Origin of the sequence: uncultured Negativibacillus sp. (genome assembly GCF_944388365.1) — a bacterium.
In the GTDB taxonomy this organism is placed as follows: domain Bacteria; phylum Bacillota; class Clostridia; order Oscillospirales; family Ruminococcaceae; genus Negativibacillus.
The window spans coordinates 64,925-83,095 of sequence record NZ_CALXIN010000001.1; the positions used below are offsets into that span (position 1 = coordinate 64,925).

Annotated in this window: 13 protein-coding genes and 1 tRNA gene; 8 read left to right on the forward strand and 6 right to left on the reverse strand. The window is 50.2% G+C overall.

Annotated elements, in window-relative coordinates; translation table 11 throughout:
• Positions 1-132: 132 nt before the first annotated feature.
• Positions 133-3,363, forward strand: a complete 3,231-nt coding sequence (gene srtB, locus Q0L39_RS00345) for a class B sortase (protein WP_296626349.1) — start codon at positions 133-135, stop codon at positions 3,361-3,363.
• A 104-nt stretch (positions 3,364-3,467) separates the two neighbouring features.
• On the opposite strand, the gene Q0L39_RS00350 is transcribed toward srtB, so the two are convergent.
• The 3 genes from Q0L39_RS00350 to Q0L39_RS00360 all read right to left on the reverse strand — a co-directional run bounded on the left by Q0L39_RS00350 (position 3,468) and on the right by Q0L39_RS00360 (position 9,662).
• Positions 3,468-7,208 carry an Ig-like domain-containing protein gene (locus Q0L39_RS00350; RefSeq protein WP_296626350.1) on the reverse strand — a complete coding sequence of 1,247 codons (3,741 nt, stop codon included), beginning with the start codon at positions 7,206-7,208 and terminating at the stop codon, positions 3,468-3,470.
• Between the two features lie 112 nt (positions 7,209-7,320).
• Entirely contained in the window at positions 7,321-8,496 is a 1,176-nt protein-coding gene (thiI, locus tag Q0L39_RS00355; RefSeq protein ID WP_296626351.1) for a tRNA uracil 4-sulfurtransferase ThiI, read from the reverse strand.
• A 26-nt stretch (positions 8,497-8,522) separates the two neighbouring features.
• Positions 8,523-9,662 carry a cysteine desulfurase family protein gene (locus Q0L39_RS00360; RefSeq protein WP_296626352.1) on the reverse strand — a complete coding sequence of 380 codons (1,140 nt, stop codon included), beginning with the start codon at positions 9,660-9,662 and terminating at the stop codon, positions 8,523-8,525.
• 325 nt (positions 9,663-9,987) lie between these two features.
• Between Q0L39_RS00360 and Q0L39_RS00365 the strand changes: the two genes are divergently transcribed.
• The 3 genes from Q0L39_RS00365 to Q0L39_RS00375 are packed head-to-tail and all read left to right on the forward strand — an operon-like array spanning position 9,988 to position 12,939.
• Complete coding sequence (locus tag Q0L39_RS00365) at positions 9,988-11,007, forward strand: alpha/beta hydrolase (RefSeq protein WP_296626353.1); 1,020 nt, start codon at positions 9,988-9,990, stop codon at positions 11,005-11,007.
• Positions 10,997-12,271, forward strand: coding sequence for a hypothetical protein (locus Q0L39_RS00370; RefSeq protein WP_296626354.1), 1,275 nt, complete (start codon positions 10,997-10,999; stop codon positions 12,269-12,271). The genes Q0L39_RS00365 and Q0L39_RS00370 overlap by 11 nt, the downstream gene beginning before the upstream one ends.
• Positions 12,268-12,939, forward strand: a complete 672-nt coding sequence (locus tag Q0L39_RS00375) for a DUF6320 domain-containing protein (RefSeq protein WP_296626355.1) — start codon at positions 12,268-12,270, stop codon at positions 12,937-12,939. Before Q0L39_RS00370 ends, Q0L39_RS00375 begins: the two co-directional genes overlap by 4 nt.
• 50 nt (positions 12,940-12,989) lie before the next feature.
• Here Q0L39_RS00375 and Q0L39_RS00380 read toward each other — a convergent pair whose 3' ends face one another.
• Positions 12,990-13,550, reverse strand: a complete 561-nt coding sequence (locus Q0L39_RS00380) for a DUF6199 family natural product biosynthesis protein (RefSeq protein WP_296626356.1) — start codon at positions 13,548-13,550, stop codon at positions 12,990-12,992.
• Positions 13,551-13,676: 126 nt separating this feature from the next.
• Entirely contained in the window at positions 13,677-15,074 is a 1,398-nt protein-coding gene (locus Q0L39_RS00385) for an MATE family efflux transporter (protein WP_296626357.1), read from the reverse strand.
• Between the two features lie 218 nt (positions 15,075-15,292).
• Here Q0L39_RS00385 and Q0L39_RS00390 point away from each other — a divergent pair, with 218 nt between their 5' ends.
• The 4 genes from Q0L39_RS00390 (at position 15,293) to Q0L39_RS00405 (ending at position 17,314) form a co-directional block, all read left to right on the forward strand.
• Positions 15,293-15,898 carry a flavin reductase family protein gene (locus tag Q0L39_RS00390; protein WP_296626358.1) on the forward strand — a complete coding sequence of 202 codons (606 nt, stop codon included), beginning with the start codon at positions 15,293-15,295 and terminating at the stop codon, positions 15,896-15,898.
• A 71-nt stretch (positions 15,899-15,969) separates the two neighbouring features.
• Positions 15,970-16,056: transfer RNA gene (locus tag Q0L39_RS00395), tRNA-Leu, on the forward strand.
• Positions 16,057-16,278: 222 nt separating this feature from the next.
• Positions 16,279-16,689: a YrvL family regulatory protein gene (locus Q0L39_RS00400; RefSeq protein ID WP_296626359.1), complete on the forward strand. Its 411-nt coding sequence runs from the start codon at positions 16,279-16,281 to the stop codon at positions 16,687-16,689.
• A gap of 103 nt (positions 16,690-16,792) precedes the next feature.
• Positions 16,793-17,314, forward strand: a complete 522-nt coding sequence (locus Q0L39_RS00405; protein ID WP_296626360.1) for a GNAT family N-acetyltransferase — start codon at positions 16,793-16,795, stop codon at positions 17,312-17,314.
• A gap of 48 nt (positions 17,315-17,362) precedes the next feature.
• Here Q0L39_RS00405 and Q0L39_RS00410 read toward each other — a convergent pair whose 3' ends face one another.
• Entirely contained in the window at positions 17,363-18,145 is a 783-nt protein-coding gene (locus Q0L39_RS00410; RefSeq protein WP_296626361.1) for a 4Fe-4S binding protein, read from the reverse strand.
• Between the last annotated feature and the right edge of the window lie 26 nt (positions 18,146-18,171).

The following is an 18,171-nucleotide window of genomic DNA, read 5'->3' on the forward strand; positions in this document are numbered from 1 at the left end:
TTTTCTTTATTTTCGCAAACAATTCTTGCACTCGTCGAGTATTTCCTCTATAATTACACTTGAACAGATATGTAAAAAAACGAACCGACAGTATTTTCTGCCAGTTTTTGGACGTTAGGAAGGAATGAATCGGTGAATCATAAAGTATTGTTACTAAACGCCGGTTATTCCCTTCGTGGGCTGATGAGGAAAAATCCCAATCTGCGCGATCAGTTTGCGCTGCTGGGAATCGACTTTGCAAACGAAGTGGTAATAACCGACCGAAATCAGCTGATTAACCAGATCAGCCAATCGGTAAAAGAGAATAAACTGCTTTTAATTGTAGATAATGCTCCTCAGCTGCAAGCCAGAGAGATTTTAGCACAGGGGTTTAATAAGCCGCTGCATAAGGACCCCACAGCGGTGGAAAATTTGCAGCTGTACTGCAGCAAAACCGGACGCGGAAACACAGAAGAGATGCTGCGCGGTACGATGATCCCACAGGGAGCAACGGTGCTCAGCGATCCTGCCTGCGCGCAGGCAGGATTTGTCATGTCTTATCCTTCGATCAACATCGTGCTGGTGTCCGGTCCATCGCAGTCAACACTGCGCCTGATTGTCAACCAGCTTTATCCTGTGTTGCTCGGGAAATTTTTCCCTGGAGCCGTCATGGTGGACATTCCCCTCAAAGAGGGAAGAGAAGAGGATGTCCAGGATTACATTGAGCGGGTACAGGACCGTTTGTATGATTTTTTGCCGCTGCTGGGAGGGACCGCAGATAATCCCGTGCTTCGTCTGATCGCAGTCAAGGAGGACGAAAAGTCTTCCCGCCAAAGCTGCAACAGCTTTTTGGAGGATCTGGTCAGCGAGTGCGGCAATGTTACGACCATTGCCCGCATTGGCATGAAAGGGCTGCGCGCTGTTGAGAAAAAACAGAAAAAATCGGCGGCAGTACCGACCGACTTTGCACAGCCGGCAACGGGGGATCATCCGTATGCGCCTATACAGCAAAGAGAACTGGCTTCTCAACAGAAGAGCAGCATCTATGCTGTAGGTGGAACAGTCGCCGCTGTGCAGCCAGAGCGTTCCACAGAAGGCATGATGCAGCAGTCATCCGGTCTGACGGACGATTATCTGATCGACGGTGATGACTTCTCGGACGATCAGGACGATTGGGACGAGGAAACCGAGTGGGAAGAAAAACCCAAGAAAAAGAAAAAAGAAAAAAAGGTGAAGAAAAAAGAGCGGGACTACGAAGAAGAAAAACCGCGCCGTTCACCGATTATCAAGCTGTTGCTGCTTCTCTTTGTTCTGATTTTCTTAGGCTCGGTCGGCTATCTGGGCTATTATTATTGGAAATCTGCGCAGAACCGCAGTACATATGAGTCGCTTCGTGAGGTGTATGACAGCACAACGCTGTTTGCTCCGCCAGGTTATCCATCTGACTATGATAAGTCCTTTGCGGCTCTGTGGGAGATTAATCCTGATATTGTCGGATGGATCAGCATTGATGACACAGATTTGGACTATCCGGTCGTTCAGACAACCGATAATACAAAATACTACCGCATGAACTTTGAAGGCGAATACAGTGAGCATGCAGTGCCGTTTGTAGATACCGAGGTTGACTTGAAAGCGCCGAGCTCCAATATTATCATCTACGGCCACAATATCCGCACCGACGGACAGATGTTCAACATTCTGAAGGGCTACAAGGATCTGGAATATTACCAGCAGCATCCGGTGGTTCAGTTTGACAGCGTTTATCATGAGGGAGAGTATAAGATCTTCTCCATCTTCTATACCAATACCAATGCTTCTCATGGAGAGATTTTCCCTTACCATGAGTTTATCAACGCACAGAGCACCGAGGAGATGCAGAACTACATCGACGACGTCATGATCCGCAGTATCATCAATACCGGCGTGGATGTTCTGCCGACCGATCAGCTGCTGACCCTGTCGACCTGTTCCTATGAATTTGATGATGCCCGTTTCGTCATCGTGGCAAGAAAGGTGAGGGACGGTGAGAGCTCCTCGGTGGATACCTCTCAGGCAACCATGAATCCGACACCGCTCTATCCAGATATTTGGTACCAGCTGTTTGGCGGCACCAAACCGGATGAAGCACAGCTCAAGGCAAATCTGCCGCAGTACTCTTCGTCGGCACAGGCTGAGGAACCACAGGACACCGTTTCTGCACAGCTGGATGAAACACCGATGGAGATACAGGATGAGGAAGGTACCTTCAGTGAGCTTGCCGATGTAAAGTACGCACAGACTGCACAGCAAACGCCCGCGCCGCAGGAGCAAACGGTGGCAGTCCAGAGCGAGGCAGAGCCGACGCAGGAGGAAACAACGACGCAGTCGGAACCTCCGGTGCAGGAAAGCCAGCCGGAACCTCAGGTGATGTCCGAACCGGAACAGCCCGAGCGGGAAGAATCCACGGCGCCGCAGGAGCAGGATCAAAAGCAGCCGGAACCGGAGCAGCCTTTGGAACAGGAAGTGCCTGAGGAACCGGAGCAGACAGAACCGGAGCTTCCGGATAAGATACAGACAGTACAGGAGGAAGAAGAACCTTCTATGGAAGAACCGAACCGTATCGTGGATTCTTCCAGCCTGCCAACACTGTCCGTCCAGATCAACGGCAGCACCGTCCGAGGTTCTGCTGAAGAGATTGTAGGACGAATGGTGGAAGCGGAGATGGGACCTACCTTCCAGACAGAGGCACTCAAAGCACAGGCTGTTGCCGCTTATACCTATGTGCTGTATCACAATGAGCAGGGAACCAGCCCGTCGGTGGTTGCTAAGGATAGCGTTTCTTCCAAAGTGGCATCCGCAGTCCAGTCGGTACTGGGACAGGCTTTGTACTATAATGGTTCTTATATCAATTCTACCTACTGTGCCTCCAATGCAGGATATTCGATGGACGCCCAGCATGTTTGGGGAAGTTATGTCCCCTATCTGGTCAGCGTAGAAAGCCCTGGAGATACCACACTGAAGGCCTACGGAGCCACCAAGACCTTCTCAGAAAGTCAGATGGCGCAGTATATTGAGGATTACCTGAATGTGGACCCATACAGCTGGGGAAGCCCAGAGGACTGGTTCTCCAATCCAGGGTATATCAATGGGCAGTATGTGGATACCATTGAAGTCTGCGGGCAGACAATCACCGGCAGAAAGGTGCGGGAAAATCTGCTGAAGGCGCAGATCAACTCCGCGGCCTTTGAGGTTACATACGACGGAAACAGCTTCACCTTTACGACCTATGGCTATGGCCATGGCGTTGGTATGAGCCAACAGGGTGCAGACTATTATGCACAGCAGGGATGGAGCTATCAGGAGATTTTGACCCATTATTATACCGGTGCGCAGCTGCACTAAAAACATAAAAAAGGCATGCACTTTCGTGCATGCCTTTTTTATGTTTCCTGTTTTTCCGAGAAAGAAAAACCACCAACCCTTTTAGGGTTGGTGGTAAAGTTTTATTATCCGCGCTGGCTGTCGGATTCACCGTAGCCATAACCGGAATTGGTGCCATATCCACCGCCCTCAACAGTGACGGTAATCGTGGAAGTCTGCTGTTTTCCGGTGGATTTTTCAGTAGCAGTGATGGTAACGGTGGCAGTACCTGGGCTGACACCGGTTGCAATACCGTTGTTGTCTACATGAACGACGTTGGAATCGCTGGAGGAGCACTGAACGGAAACGTCGCTGGCAGCCAGTTCAATACTGATGTCCAGCTCAACCGAAGAACCAACACTAACGGAGGCATCCTTTGCGGACAGACCTAAATCGGCCTGCTGATGCTGGTTGTTGTTCTGATTATTCTGGTCGCTCTGGTCGGTATTCGAGCCGCTGCTGGAGGAGGAACCATTGGTACCTACGACGGTGACAGTGGTTTGAGAGGTGACGCTGCCGTCCTTTGTCGCCATGGTGATGGTGACGTCGGTCGTTTGATCCAGCGAATTGATGGTGGTAACATAACCGTTTTCGTCGACATCCGCAATACGAGGATCGCTGGAGGTCCAGACAATTTCGGTGTTGGAAGGCTCGACCTTGTATTGCAGCTGAGCTTCCTCACCAGGATTCAGAACCAACGGATTTGCACTCATCTTAACCGAAGCGGTAGAGGTGCCCTCTGCCTTGACGGTAATGGTACAGCTTGCGGTCAATCCCGTGGAAGTAGTCGCTGTCAAGGTGGCCTGACCGGCAGATTTTCCGGTGATGATGACATCGGTGTCGGAATATCCGTCCTGAACGCTGATGGCATCGCTGCTGGAGGAGAAGGTAACTTCGCCGACATCAGCGTTGGTCGGTGTGATCGACAGCTTGATGTTCTGCGCCTGACCGACGGTGAGTGTCAGGCTGCTCTGTGCAAAGACAGCCTGCGGATGGGAAGCATCCGCACCGCCTGCTGCAACGGTGATCTTGCAGGTTGCACTGTATTTTCCGTCGGAGGTAGTTACAGTGACGTCCGCAGTACCCGCCTTGACCGCAGTGAGCGAAGCTGTGGTGTCTCCGCTGGAGCTGACGCGAACGATGCTTTCATCGCTGCTCTTCCAGTTTAAACTTGCCTGTGCGCCAGATGGCTGCAAGGTGGCAGTCAGAGTGGCAGTACCTTCCGGTTTCATTGCCAGAGCGCTGGTGTTGAGAGAGATACCGGTCGGCTCTTTGCCGTCGCTCTTGACGGTGATGGTGATATAATCAATATAGCCGCCATCGTCTGCCGTTACGGTAATCTGCGTGGTTCCTGCGCCAACAGCGGTGACAAGACCGGTCGTTCTGTCTACCGTTGCGACCGAGGTGTTGCTCGAATCCCAGGTACAGGACTGAATTGCTGCATCGGACGGGCTGACCTTAGCGGTGAGGGTGGTAGTATCGCCCACCTTCATGCTCAGTTCACGGTCACCCTGGATAGTGATGCTCTTTACCTGACCGAGTTTCTTTGCGTATTCGGCAGCGTTAGCATAGACTGCCGGATAGTATGCGTCCTCGTTGATGACTGCCTGATCGACATCAACACTGGCGTCTTCGCCATCACGAACTCTTCTGGCAACAACAACAAAACGTGCATCGGTAAACTCGTATGTACAGGTGGAGAGGGTCAGCAGTTCATCGCCGTATTTGACGTCGACAGGAGTGTCGAAAATGCTGCGGCGGCGAACTTCGTCGATAAATTCGTTGAACTCCTCTTCGCTCTCTGCATTAACGAAGTGGTTATACTGGAAAACGTTGCCGTTGTCGTGCTCTGCGGTGTTGTTGGTGATAAAGGCACCGATGATTTTGTAGGTGCCGGTCTTATAGACACTGTCAAAGCTGACGGTTGGATACTGCTGATAGAAGGAGAGCTGCTTATATTTGGTCAGGTCGTTGAACATCTGACCATCGTTGCGGATATTGTGTCCGTAGATGATGATATTGGTGCTTGGGGTTTTGACATCGCACTCATAGTCGATATATGGAGTACCATAGTAGTCGTACTCGCCATCAAATCCCAAACGGCTGTAGTAATCATTGTCTGCCGCCTGCACAACAGGGAAATTGACGTTGGTGCCATCAATTTTCAGCCAGCCTTTGATATCCTCATTCTGCAGATAGAAAGGATAGAATTTTGGCAGATAGTCGTTAGGATAACCTTCGATGTTGGAGGCGTTGATTTTGCCGTCGGCAACGTCTTTTTCTGCCTGTTCCATCTGATCCTGAAGATTTGCCAGGTTTTCCTGCGACTTTTTATTCTGGGCATTGAAGTCGACCAGATAAAAGACCGAGCTGCAGAATACCAGCAGACAAATCCACATCAAAACCTTGCGGATCTTGTCAAAGGTGCTGTCGTCCTTGTTAGGGAAGATACGATATAAAATTCCTTTAAAGCCTTTTGGAGCTTTTGAAGGAGCCTGCGATTTTTTCTTTCCTTTTTTGCCGGTAGCTTCCAAAGGAGCATCCTCGGAAACGGCCAAAGCTCCCGAAGCGGCAGCAGCCATACCTTCCAGAACAGCTTCTTCAGCGTCACAGCTGTCAACAGGAGCCTGTGGATAGCTGGCGGCCAGTTTGCGGGCAAGATTAAACATTTTTGCAACAGCATCTTCGGTCATCTGGGTCAGAGAACGATAGTTGGAGGCATCCAGCTCCTGCATCATGCAGACACCGTTCAAGACAGCGGCGATATACGCCTTGCGTGTTTTGAATACGGCGTTTGGCAGAGTGATAGCAAGACCCAGCAGATCTTTTTCCTCCTGTTTAGAGGCACCCAGAGCCATGGCAGCAGCAACGTTTGCGCTGACTGGACCAAAGGTCTGACCGATCTTATCGTTGATGCCCAGCTTCTCCAGATCCATCTGTTCCGGCTGGCAGGCATAGGTCGAATAGACCAGTTTTTTCTCCTTATCTACATTCAGGAACCGTTTTGCAGCCAGTCCGGCAGAACCGGATTCCGCAAAAGCAATGCGGATGTTTTTGCTGGCACACAGCAAAGCAACCGCCTGTTCGATGCCGCTGACATCAATGCCATAGACATGTTCACCAAGACGCTCGGCGGCAATGTTCAATACGGTTTTACAGTCCTTGGCAGCCTGCTGGCGGTCAGGATTGTTGTCCGAAATGCGAACGATGATTTCCGAACGCTTTTTATACAGTGCAACACAGGGTTTGGGAGCAGCCAGCAAATCTTTTAGCTGTTCTTCAACCTCTTCCATGCTCATCTCCATGATGCGAAGAACACGGCTGCAGCAGGGAGAAGAACTGGTCTTGTTGAGAATCTGATACAGGTAGTTTAAAAACAGGCTGTTTTGCTCTTCTTTGTCGGAAGGAAGAACAACGATGTGGAATCCTTCCCCTGCAATTTCAAAGCCAGGCAGCAGCGAATGGCGGCACGGGAAGATACGTGCACCATCAGGCAGCATGGCAAGCTTGGCAGCTTCCTGCTCAGAAATTTTTGCGGATTTTACCAGACGATGTGCAATCTCGTTGTTTTCGGAGAGCGTTTTTCCGCATACCTCAGCAGCAGCGCGGATGCAGGCAGCATCGGCCGGCAGTTTGCCGGTCAGAGGACATAAAATCAATGCCTGCGGCTGTGCGCATGCTTCAAATGAATGTTTGAGACTGTCGATGTTCTTGGCAGGAAATTGCTGGATTTCATAGCCAAGCATCTTTAGCTCTTTTTCCATATAGGTTGATCCCAGAAGTCCGAGCGGATTGCCGGTGTCAACCCCGACGATAAAAACTTTCAATATATCCACCTCGATTACATCGCTGACCATGTATTTGACCGGCGAGTAGTTCTACAAGAATAATAATACAAACACCCTATGCTTTCAAGCGGAAAATCCTGTTTGCCCCGAATTAAGAATTGGAAATAGAAAGTTCCTCGATATTTTCGATGGCGCGGGAGATCAGTTCCTCCTGCTTCATCTCATCCTCAGCAAATTTGACAAACTTCAGCTGTGGTTTTGTACGCGGGTGTTTTGGCGTAAATACTGTACAGCAGTCCTCGTAAGGGAGGATAGAAGTTTCGAAGGTGTCGATTTTGCGGGAGATGATGACGATCTCGTCCTTGTCCATGCCGATGACCGGACGCAGTACCGGCATGTCGCAAGCTTCGTCGGTGCAAGCGATCGCCTGAATGGTCTGGCTTGCAACCTGGCCCACACTTTCGCCGGTGACCAGCGCCTCGCACTCGTTGGCACGGGCAACGCGGCAGGCAATCTTCATCATATAGCGACGCATGATGATGGTGAACAGATCTTCCGGACACTGGTCACGGATTGCTTCCTGAATCTCGGTGAAAGGAACGATGTACATTTTGATGCGTCCACAGTAGGAACACATCTTCTGTGCAAGGTCGATTACCTTCTGTTTTGCACGCTCCGAGGTGTACGGAGGAGAAACAAAATGGATCGCACTGATTTCCAGTCCGCGCTTTGCCATCATATAGCCGGCAACAGGGCTGTCAATACCGCCGGAGATCAGAAGCATTGCTTTGCCGCCGCTTCCTACCGGAATGCCGCCGGCACCTTTGATCTGGCTGCCATGAATGTAGGCTGCATAGTCACGTACTTCTACCATAACGGTGACGTCAGGGTGATGCACGTCAACGGTCAGATGCGGGAATTTTTCCAGCAGATACTCACCGACTCCTGCACAGATTTCCGGAGATTTGAGCGGGAAGGTTTTGTCCGAACGTTTTGCCTCCACTTTAAAGGTGGCAGCGTTCTCCAGTTCCTCTGCAAGGTATGCGGCAGCGGTGGTTTTGATGAGTTCAAAATCCTTATCCACAACACAGGCACGAGTCAGTGCAGCAATACCAAATACCTTTTGCAGGCGGTCGACTGCCTCGTCCAAATCATAGCCGTCCTCGTCCGGCTCCACATAGATGGTGGACTGGGCCTTTTTAAAGTGGAAGGAGCCGACCGGCATCAGCTTGCGGCGGGCATTTTTGATCAATCGGTCTTCAAACGCATGGCGGTTAAGACCCTTGAGGGCGATTTCGCCGTTTTTGAGCAGAATTACTTCTTTCATACAATACCTCTCTATTCAAAATGGGATTATTTTCGGAAACGTTCCAGACCCTGCTGCAAAGCGGACAGAAATACAGGAACCTCTTCAAGGGTGTTATAGCGGCCAAAGCTCAGGCGAATGGCGCTGTCGGCGCGCTGATGTTCCAGTCCCATGGAGGAAAGAACATGGCTGGCGCCGCCTTTGGCACAGGCAGAACCGCTGGAAACATAAATATTTTGTTCTTCCAAAAAGTGAAGCATGATCTCCGAACGGACTCCCAATGCAGAGAAGTTCAGAATATAAGGTGTCGCGTCGGAGGGAGAGTTGATGCAGATGTCAGGAAGTTTTGTCAATCCATCCAAAAGTGCGTCCCGAATTTGGGTTACTCTTTCATGATTTTCCTGTTGTTCCTTCATTAGAAGTTCTGCGCAAAGTCCCATAGCACAGGCGCCGGAGATATTTTCGGTGCCAGGACGGACATTCTTTTCCTGCCCGCCGCCGAAGGTAACCGGACGGAAGCGTGTCCCTTTTTTGATGTACAGTGCGCCGATGCCCTTGGGCGCATAGATCTTGTGACCGCTGACCGACAAAAAGTCGACATCCAGCGTTTTTCCCAGACGCAGCGGCTCCTTGCAGTAGGCCTGCACGGCATCACAGTGGATGAGCAGCTGCGGATATTTGCGGCGCAGCAGGCGGCTGACCTGTCCCACCGGCAGGATGCTGCCGACCTCATTGTTGACCGCCATCATCGAAACCAGCACGGTTTTGTCATCCACCGCATCCAGCACCTGCTGCGCAGTGATCTGACCATTCTGGTCAGGCGTCAGGCGGACAATCTCCCAGCCCTCACTCTCGAGATATTTAACGGTATTGAGCACCGCGTCATGCTCAAAGGCAGTGGTGACAATGCGATTTCCAAGGCGGCGCTGTGCACGGGCTGCTCCCAGAATGGCAATGTTATCGGCGTCGGTTCCGCCGGAGGTAAAATAAATTTCCGAGCTTTGGCATCCCAGCGAACGGGCGACCTGCTCCCGCGCAGTGTCCAGCCGTTTCTGCGCCTGAAATCCCTTGCGGTGCAAGGAGGATGGATTTCCGTAGCAGTCGGTCAGCATCTCATAGACAAGTTTGGCGGCTTCCTCTCTGGTTCGGGTCGTCGCGCTGTTATCATAGTAAATTTCTTCCGGCAAAACCTACACTTCCCTCAGAATGATACTGGTACTTCGCAGACAAAGTACCGCACAGAATCGGCCGCCGTTGGCCGTCTGTTAAAAACAATGCATACTTTTTCATTATACCTCATTCGGCAATATCTTTCAAACCCTGCGGCGCTATTTTACAGTATTTTTACAGCCGACGAAAACAATAGATGGGACAAATGAAAAAAATACACAGCGATTCCATAAAACGCCTTTGTTTCTGACGCGTTATCAGTTATAATAAGAGCAGATTTACATACTGTCGTATGAAGATTGGAAGTTTCATTGAAATAAGTGAGGATGTTTTAACAAATTTATGGCGATCAATCGATTTATGCGCGCAACACTCAAAGCGCTCTCTTACCCCGAAATTTTGGACAAGAAAAACGGATACCGCCTGCAGCGGGCTGCAGTAAATGCGGCACATCCGCATGTGCTGCGACCGTTTTATAAAATCTGGGACCGTGAGGTCTATGCAGGGGATCACAACGTCCCTGTGCGAATTTTTTCTCCGGATCTGGAGGGTACCTATCCGGCGCTGCTGTTTTTCCACGGCGGTGGATGGGTCACCGGCAATATTGACTCCTACGACAAAGTTTGCACCAATATGGCTAAAATTACCAGACATACGGTGATTTCGGTCGATTACCGGCTGGCGCCGGAATATAAGTTTCCGGCAGCGCCGGAGGACTGTTACCAGGTGGCTCGGGAGCTGTTTTTGCACAGCGATCTGTTTGGCATTAAGCCGGAGCAGATCACGCTGATTGGCGACAGCGCAGGCGGCAATCTGGCAGCGGTTGTTTCGCTGATGGCACGTGACCGCGGCGAATTTTTGCCAAGCCGACAGATTTTACTATATCCTGCCACCAACAACGACCATACGGAAAACTCGCCGTTTGAATCGGTCCGTTCCAACGGGAAAGGTTATCTGCTGACCAGCAAGCGTATGGTGGATTATATGGCGCTGTATCGTTCCTCAGAGGAAGATCTGCACAATCCGTATTATGCGCCGCTGATCTGCGATGACCTGCGCAACCAGCCACAGACGCTCATTATCACCGCAGAGTTTGATCCGCTGCGCGACGAAGGAGAAGCCTATGGACGGAAACTGATGGAGTTTGGCAATGTGGTGGAGATGCACCGCATCCATGACGCTCTGCATGGATTTATGTCGCTGGGTCCAGGATTCAAGCATGTGAAAAAAGCGTACCGTTATATCAATGCATTTTTGAATCGTCCGGTGGATCACTTGAACCGGATGGTTTTTGAGTCGCAGGACACTGGTGACGAACAGAAACAGAATGATCACGAAGAGGTGAATGGCCTTGAAGCCTAACGTAAAAGATTGGAGCCGGTTGGACAATGCGGCAAAAATTTTCCCACCAACCAGCAACAAGCAGGATACCAAGGTGTTTCGATTTGCCTGTCAGCTCAATGAGTGGGTGGACAGAGATATTTTGCAGCAGGCAGCCGAGCGGACGTTGGAGGTATTTCCTACCTTCCGCAGCGTTCTCAAGCACGGACTGTTCTGGTATTATCTGGAAAAGACAGATTTGCTTCCGATTGTGGAGCCTGAATACCGTCCGCCGTGTGGGCAGATCTATGATCCCAGCAGCCGCAACCTGCTGTTTGAGATCACCTGTTATCGCGACCGAATCAACCTGGAGGTCTATCATGCGCTGACCGATGGAACCGGTGCGCTCCAATTTTTAAAGACACTGGTCTGCAACTATCTGAGCATCAAATATCCGCAGCTTCGCCAGGAGCTGTTGTCGGAGATAGAATATGATGCTTCGGTAAGCGACCGTGGTGAGGACAGCTTTTTAAAATACTATGACCCGCATCAAAAGGTCAAACAAACCAAGGCAAGAAAATCCTGTCAGCTCAAAGGTGCAAGGGTGCCGGAGGGAAGATTGAAGATCATCGAGGGAATTATGCCGGTCAAGGAGGTCATTGCGCTGGCAAAGGCGCACCAGACCACGCTGACGGTGCTGCTTACCTCCATGATGCTGATTGCCTTTGCCCAGGAAATTCCTCTGCGGAAAAAGAAACGTCCGGTGATCTTGTCGGTGCCGGTTAATCTGCGCAATTATTTCCATTCGGACACCGCACGCAACTTTTTTGGAGTCATTCAGGTGGGCTATAACTTCTCAGAAGGTCCAGGAACGCTGGAGGATGTGATTGCACATGTCAAAGAGGAGTTTAAGCGGGAGCTGACGGCGGAGCAGCTGGGCGCCAGAATGGCGGCTCTGTCAAAGGCAGAGCACAATTTTGTTGCTCGTGCGGTGCCGCTGGTCATTAAGGACGTCATTTTGTGGACAGCGGATACAATTAGTGAGTCCTATACGGCAGGAAGCATCTCCAACATTGGAAAAATCGACCTGCCACAGGCTGCCAAACCGTATGTCAAACGTTTTGATGTCTTTGTCAGCACCGATAAATTGCAGGCGTGTCTGTGCTCCTACGGAGAGGAGCTTACCATCAGCTTTACTTCAGCTTTTTTGAGTGCCAATGTACAGAAGCACTTTTTCCGGCAGCTGACCAACGAGGGCATTTCGGTCGAGATTCAGTCGAATAAGTTGGAGGATGATATCCAGTGAAGTACTGTGAAAAATGCAAGGTGTATGTCCCTTCGGGAAGAGAACGCTGCCCGTTGTGTCAGCGCTTTCTGGTGGAGGGAGAACATCAGGGATATAACGACGAAATTTTTCCTTATATTCCAACCATGTATCATCAGCACAATCTGCTGATCCGTATCCTGTTGTTTTTATCTGTTGTTTTTTGTGTCGTCTGTTTTGCGCTGAACCTGCTGATTTGGAACCACAGCTGGTGGTCGTTATTTGTTCTGTTGGGTGTGGCGGCTGCCTGGCTGACGGTGGCACAGGCTATTCGCAAAAGAACCACCTTCTGCAAACATGTGTTGTACCAGATGGTCACCATTGCGCTGGTAGCGGTGATTTTTGATCTGCTGACCGGTTTTTATCGTTGGTCGTTTAACTATGTGATACCGGCTTTGTGCGCTTTTTCCATGGTGGTGGTTGCGACCATCGCGGTGATGGGCCATCGGTTGATTCAAAACTACATCATTTACATGGTGGTGTCCGCAATCTTTGGCATTGTACCGCTGCTGTTTTTGATTCCGGATTGGACCACCGTCTTGTGGCCGACGGTGTTGACCGCCTCGGCTGGTGTGATCTATCTGGCAGCATTGGTGCTGTTCATTGGACAGGACACCTGGGTGGAACTGAAAAAAAGGCTTCATATGTAAAACAAAACCGCTGAAGAATCTTCAGCGGTTTTGTTTTAGATGGATTGTACTTAGAAAAGGAGAAGGAGCAGTGCAACTGCTACAGCAACGCCTCCTCCGATTCGGTTGAGGACCAGAGCAGCTTCGGAGGGCTCTGCATTGCTGTATCGCCAGCCGTAGCCCAGATACCACGAAGTCTGCGGAAAAAACAGATTAAAAATACCGACAGCAATCAGCACTACGATGAGCAGAATATTTTTGGGCTCCTGAGGTTCTGGTATCCTGCTGATGACAGCTTTCTGAAGGACACTGCCTTCAATGTAGCTTGTTTCATCATAATCATCGCTCCATCCGCCAAACCCGCTGGAAAATTCGCCGCTGCGTTGCTCATTCCACCACCAGGAGGAGCCGTCAGGATAGGTGATGTTGACCTTATAACCGTTGGCGTATGCAGAAACGGTGTAGCGGTAGAGATTGGTCCCATCCGAAATGGTGCCTGCTTCTGGGTTTACCGTGAGGTTAATTCCATTGACAGAGGTTGTATAGGAGATATCGGCAGATTCCGAGGATGTACAAGAGCAGAGGGAAAATATCAGCAACATTCCAAAGAGAAATACCAGCCATTTTTTCATGCAAACACCTCACTTAAAACAGAGGAAAACCATATTTATTGGCTTTATTATACCATCTCTAAAGGAAGGATACAATCAAGACGAAAGAAAAACCAGAGGACATCTTTGATATCCTCTGGTTTTGTATTATTCTTCCTCAAGGCTGTCAGGCATTTCCTGGATACATTTGGTATAGGTCAAACGCAGCAGCAGGATGCTGACGATGAGCGAAAAGATTTCTGCGATAGGGAACGCAAGCCATACCTGATTGAGGGTGCCAAACTTGGAGATCAGCCATGCACAAGGCAGCAGGATCACCAGCTGACGCAGCACCGAGATCAGCAGACTGTTTTTGCCCTCGCCGATCGCCTGAAAGAAGTTGGAGAAGGCGATGCCCAAAGCGGCAGCAGGGAAGCACAGGCTGATGATTCGCAGAGCAGAGATACCGATCTGCATCATTTCATCGCTGGCGTTAAAGAGCAGGAGCAGGTATTTTGCACCGAACTGGAACAGCAGCAGACCAACCAGCATGATACCCAGCGAGATCATCGAGGAGAGCTTGAGGGTGTGGGTCAGACGCTTTTTGTTGCGTGCGCCAAAGTTGTAACCCATGATCGGCATAGCGCCGTGGCCCAGGCCGAATACCGGCATGAACACAAAGGACTGGAGTTTAAAGTAGACGCCCAGAACGGCGACGGCTGCCTGCGAAAAGACGATGAGGATATTATTGAGCACCATAATCATCACAGAGCCGATCGACTGCATGATGATCGAAGGAAAACCGACGGCAAAGATGTCCCGAACAATCTGTCCCGAAAAACGGAAGCCCTTAAAGTGAACCTGTACAGCGTGTTCCTTTTTGATAATGATATAGATGGCAAAGAACATCGACAAGATCTGTCCGGCAACAGTGGCAATCGCAGCGCCCTTGACTCCCATGGCAGGCAGACCGAACCAGCCGAAGATGAAGATAGGGTCCAGAATGATATTGGAGATAGCGCCGGTGAGCTGGAACAGCATGGGATAGACCATGTTTCCGGTTGCCTGAAGGGTTTTTTCGAGGGTAATTTCAACAAAGCAGCCGAACGAGAAGATGGTGACAATCGAGGTGTAGTCGATACCCATCTGTACAACAATCGGGTCGTTGGTGAACGACTCAAAGAATATCCGGCAGAAGAACAGGCCGAAGATGCAGAAGCACAGCCATTCTGCCAGTGCAATCAAAACGCCGTGGGTGGCAGCAAGACTCGCTTCTCGATCGCGGCGTTCGCCAAGACGGCGGGAGATCAACGAGTTTAAGCCGATGCAGGTTCCTACACTGACGGCAATCAGAAAGTTCTGGATAGGGAAGGCGAGCGAAACAGCGGTCAAAGCATTTTCACCGATCTGTGCGACGTAGATGCTGTCGACGACGTTGTACAATGCCTGAATCAGCATCGAGAACATGGCGGGCAGAGACATCGAGATCAGCAGTTTTCCGACGGGGACAGTTCCCATCTTGTTCTGTGGTGCAGGGGAAGCGTTAGGCGTCGAATTTTCTGGCATAAAAAACAATCCTTTCGTCTTTCATCTTTACCGGTGGCAGTAACACACGACCGGAGTTATTCACACGATTTCCTATTATAGCACAGTTTGCAGAAAAGACAATGAAAGAAAGCAAGCTGTCGGAAGTTCTGTAAAAATGGGTAAAAACGCTCTTGTGAGCATTGCGGTGATTGTGTATAATGGTAGACAAAAAAGATGTATTGATGAGGAGGAGCAGCATGTCAAAAGTATTCTGGAAGGGTTCGACCCTGCTGGCACCGGTTTCGCCGACAATGGTCAGCTGTGGTACCGAAGAAAAACCCAATATCATCACCATTGCCTGGACAGGTATTGTCAATTCCAATCCGCCGATGACCTATATCTCGGTTCGTCCCAGCCGGTATTCCTATGATCTGATTAAGGAGAGCGGAGAGTTTGTCATCAACCTGACTCCGTCCAAACTGGTCCGTCAGGCGGACTGGTGCGGCGTTAAAAGCGGCAGGGACGTCGATAAATTTAAAGAGTGCCGTCTGACCCCAGGCAAGGCAAATCAGGTGTCGGTGCCGCTGATCCAGGAGTGCCCGATCAATCTGGAATGCAAGGTAAAGAGCATCACGCCGCTTGGCAGCCACGATATGTTCCTGGCAGAGATCGTCGGTGTGGACATCGACGAGGAGTATCTGGACGAGGATGGCAAACTGCACATGGAGCAGTGCGGACTGGCGTCCTATATGCATGGAGAGTATTTCGCACCAGGCAAGAAGGTGGGCAGCTTTGGATACAGCGTGCGCAAGCGTCCAAAGCGCAAACCGGAGGCAAAAAATAAGAAGTCAAAGAAAAAATAATTTTTTTCAAAAAAATTGAAAAAAGGTGTTGACAGATGCGAATCTCGATGCTATAATAATACTCGTGATTCGCGGATATGGCGGAATTGGCAGACGCGCTAGATTCAGGTTCTAGTGAGGTTAAACTCATACAGGTTCAAGTCCTGCTATCCGCACCACAAAAAAGAGAGTTCCAACCGAAAGGTTGGGACTCTTCTTTTTTTGTCCTGGAGTGGTCAGGACCTGAGCATTGGAAGTTTTACGGTTTTGCAAAAGCAAAATTGTGCCGGTCCGATATAGCACAAAGAAAAACGCTTCGACCAATCGGTCGGGGCATTTTTGTTGTCCGAAAATAAAATGTCTAATGTGTTGCTATAGAGAAAAAGGTGGTTTGTCTGGACATGAAGAAAACCGTTGCAGCGATACTGGGGTATCTGATCATGGCGGCGCTGGTTCTGCTGGTTTTGGCAGGCGTGATTCTGGGAATAGTAGTCTTGATGCGTTTTTTTGGATTTACCTACGAGTCACTGGGAAGTTTGTTATTGTTCTTTATGGTGGTTATGGTACTGGGTTTTCCATTGGAACTGGTTTCCAAAGCGTTGCCCAAAGCCCTTTTGGGTCAGGGAAAGCTCAGTCTCAACCAAGCCAGAGGAATGTTTGTGCTCATGGATAGCCTTTCCACAATAACAGTTATGAGAATTGCGGATGAACAGATGAGTAGAATCTATGCCAGTGACGCTTCCGTGCTAGTGGCAGCACTGGCAATGGCACTTTTATTGATGAATGATTTGAACCAAGACAAAGCAGGATAGTCAGAAACATAATGAATAATTGACATTTAACTGGTGTTTTGCTATACTTGCAAAAATCCTTTCGCATTGCGGGAAGGAATCAAATCTTACAGGAGGGAAGGTTATGAGCAGATTACAACTGGTTCTGCCGACAGAACAACACAAACAGGCGATATGGGACTATCGCGAGGAATTTTTGAATCATCACGACAGCATGGATGGCACAGGCGGTCTTGCTGACGCACAGAGTTTTGAAGAGTGGTATCAGAATAATGTCAATAACCGCACAGAGGAAACGGTTCGTGCGGGACTGGTTCCTGCGACGACCTTCCTGGGCATAGAGCAGGAGAACGGAAAGCTGGTGGGAATGATCGACATTCGCCATCGACTCAATGAATTTCTGCTGAGGTTCGGTGGAAACATCGGATACAGTGTGCGTCCGTCCTGCCGCAGAAATGGATATGCAACCGAGATGCTCTCTCTGGCGCTGGAGGAATGCCGCAAACTGGGGCTGGAAAAAGCACTGGTGACCTGCGACAAAGAGAATATCGGTTCGGCAAAGACGATTTTACACAACGGCGGTGTTCTGGAAAACGAGGTGCCGGAAGGGGACCGAGTTACCCAGCGATACTGGATCACATTGTAAAAAGTAAAAAAACGGGGTGCAGTTTTATAAACTGCACCCCGTTTGATGTTACAGGATGGAAATTGGTTCTTTTCTTGGCTCCTGGAAGTTTGCCAGGCACCAGGCGACCGAACCTTGAAACGCTTCGGAGGTGAAGGCCTTGGAGCCGAGCGGACACAGACGGACGCAGGACAGGCATTTCAGGCACTTGCTGGCATCCACTTTGCCAGGGTCCTGCGGGTCGATGGCGCCAACCGGACAATTTTTCACGCAGAGGCCGCATTTGATGCAGCCGTTGGTGTTTTCCGGCGCCATCGGTGCGGAAGGTTTGCGCTCCCTGTAGGGACGATTGCCTGGAATTTTGCCTTTTTCCAGCGGCTGTACCGGCGCTTCGAGCTTGCCGGCGAGCTGTTTGCCAAACTCTTTTGCCCAGACAAGGTCCTGTGCATCCGGACGACCGGTGGCAATCTTGGTGGTGTAGGAGTGTTCACCCAAGCAGGCAGCTGCTGCAGTGACAACAAAGCCCTGTTCGGTCATCAGATCCTCCATCTCGACAAGGCAGTCATCAAAATGACGGTTGCCATAGACGGCAACGACAGCACAGCCGGTCTGGGTTGCGGTGACGTGCTGCTGGATGTATTCGCGCACCAGCAGCGGCATCAGGCCGCCATAAACCGGACAGCCAAAGATAACGAAGTCATCCTGGTCAAAGTGCAGATCCTGCTGACGGTTCTGCGGCAGGGTGAAATCTACCTCAGTGACAGGACAGCCCATTCCTTCGGCGATAGCACGCAGATTTTTCTGGGTGGTTTTGGTGCTGCTGAAATAAAGCAGTGTGACCTTTTTTAACATGGCAAAAGCCTCCTTACAATAAGTCC

What these genes read in the sequence shown, in the direction of transcription:
- thiI (WP_296626351.1), bottom strand. Translation starts at nt 8,496, where the DNA reads ATGAAAGAAGTAATTCTGCTCAAAAACGGCGAAATCGCCCTCAAGGGT.
- Q0L39_RS00365 (WP_296626353.1), top strand. Translation starts at nt 9,988, where the DNA reads ATGGCGATCAATCGATTTATGCGCGCAACACTCAAAGCGCTCTCTTAC.
- Q0L39_RS00380 (WP_296626356.1), bottom strand. Translation starts at nt 13,550, where the DNA reads ATGAAAAAATGGCTGGTATTTCTCTTTGGAATGTTGCTGATATTTTCC.
- Q0L39_RS00385 (WP_296626357.1), bottom strand. Translation starts at nt 15,074, where the DNA reads ATGCCAGAAAATTCGACGCCTAACGCTTCCCCTGCACCACAGAACAAG.
- Q0L39_RS00390 (WP_296626358.1), top strand. Translation starts at nt 15,293, where the DNA reads ATGTCAAAAGTATTCTGGAAGGGTTCGACCCTGCTGGCACCGGTTTCG.
- Q0L39_RS00400 (WP_296626359.1), top strand. Translation starts at nt 16,279, where the DNA reads ATGAAGAAAACCGTTGCAGCGATACTGGGGTATCTGATCATGGCGGCG.
- Q0L39_RS00405 (WP_296626360.1), top strand. Translation starts at nt 16,793, where the DNA reads ATGAGCAGATTACAACTGGTTCTGCCGACAGAACAACACAAACAGGCG.
- Q0L39_RS00410 (WP_296626361.1), bottom strand. Translation starts at nt 18,145, where the DNA reads ATGTTAAAAAAGGTCACACTGCTTTATTTCAGCAGCACCAAAACCACC.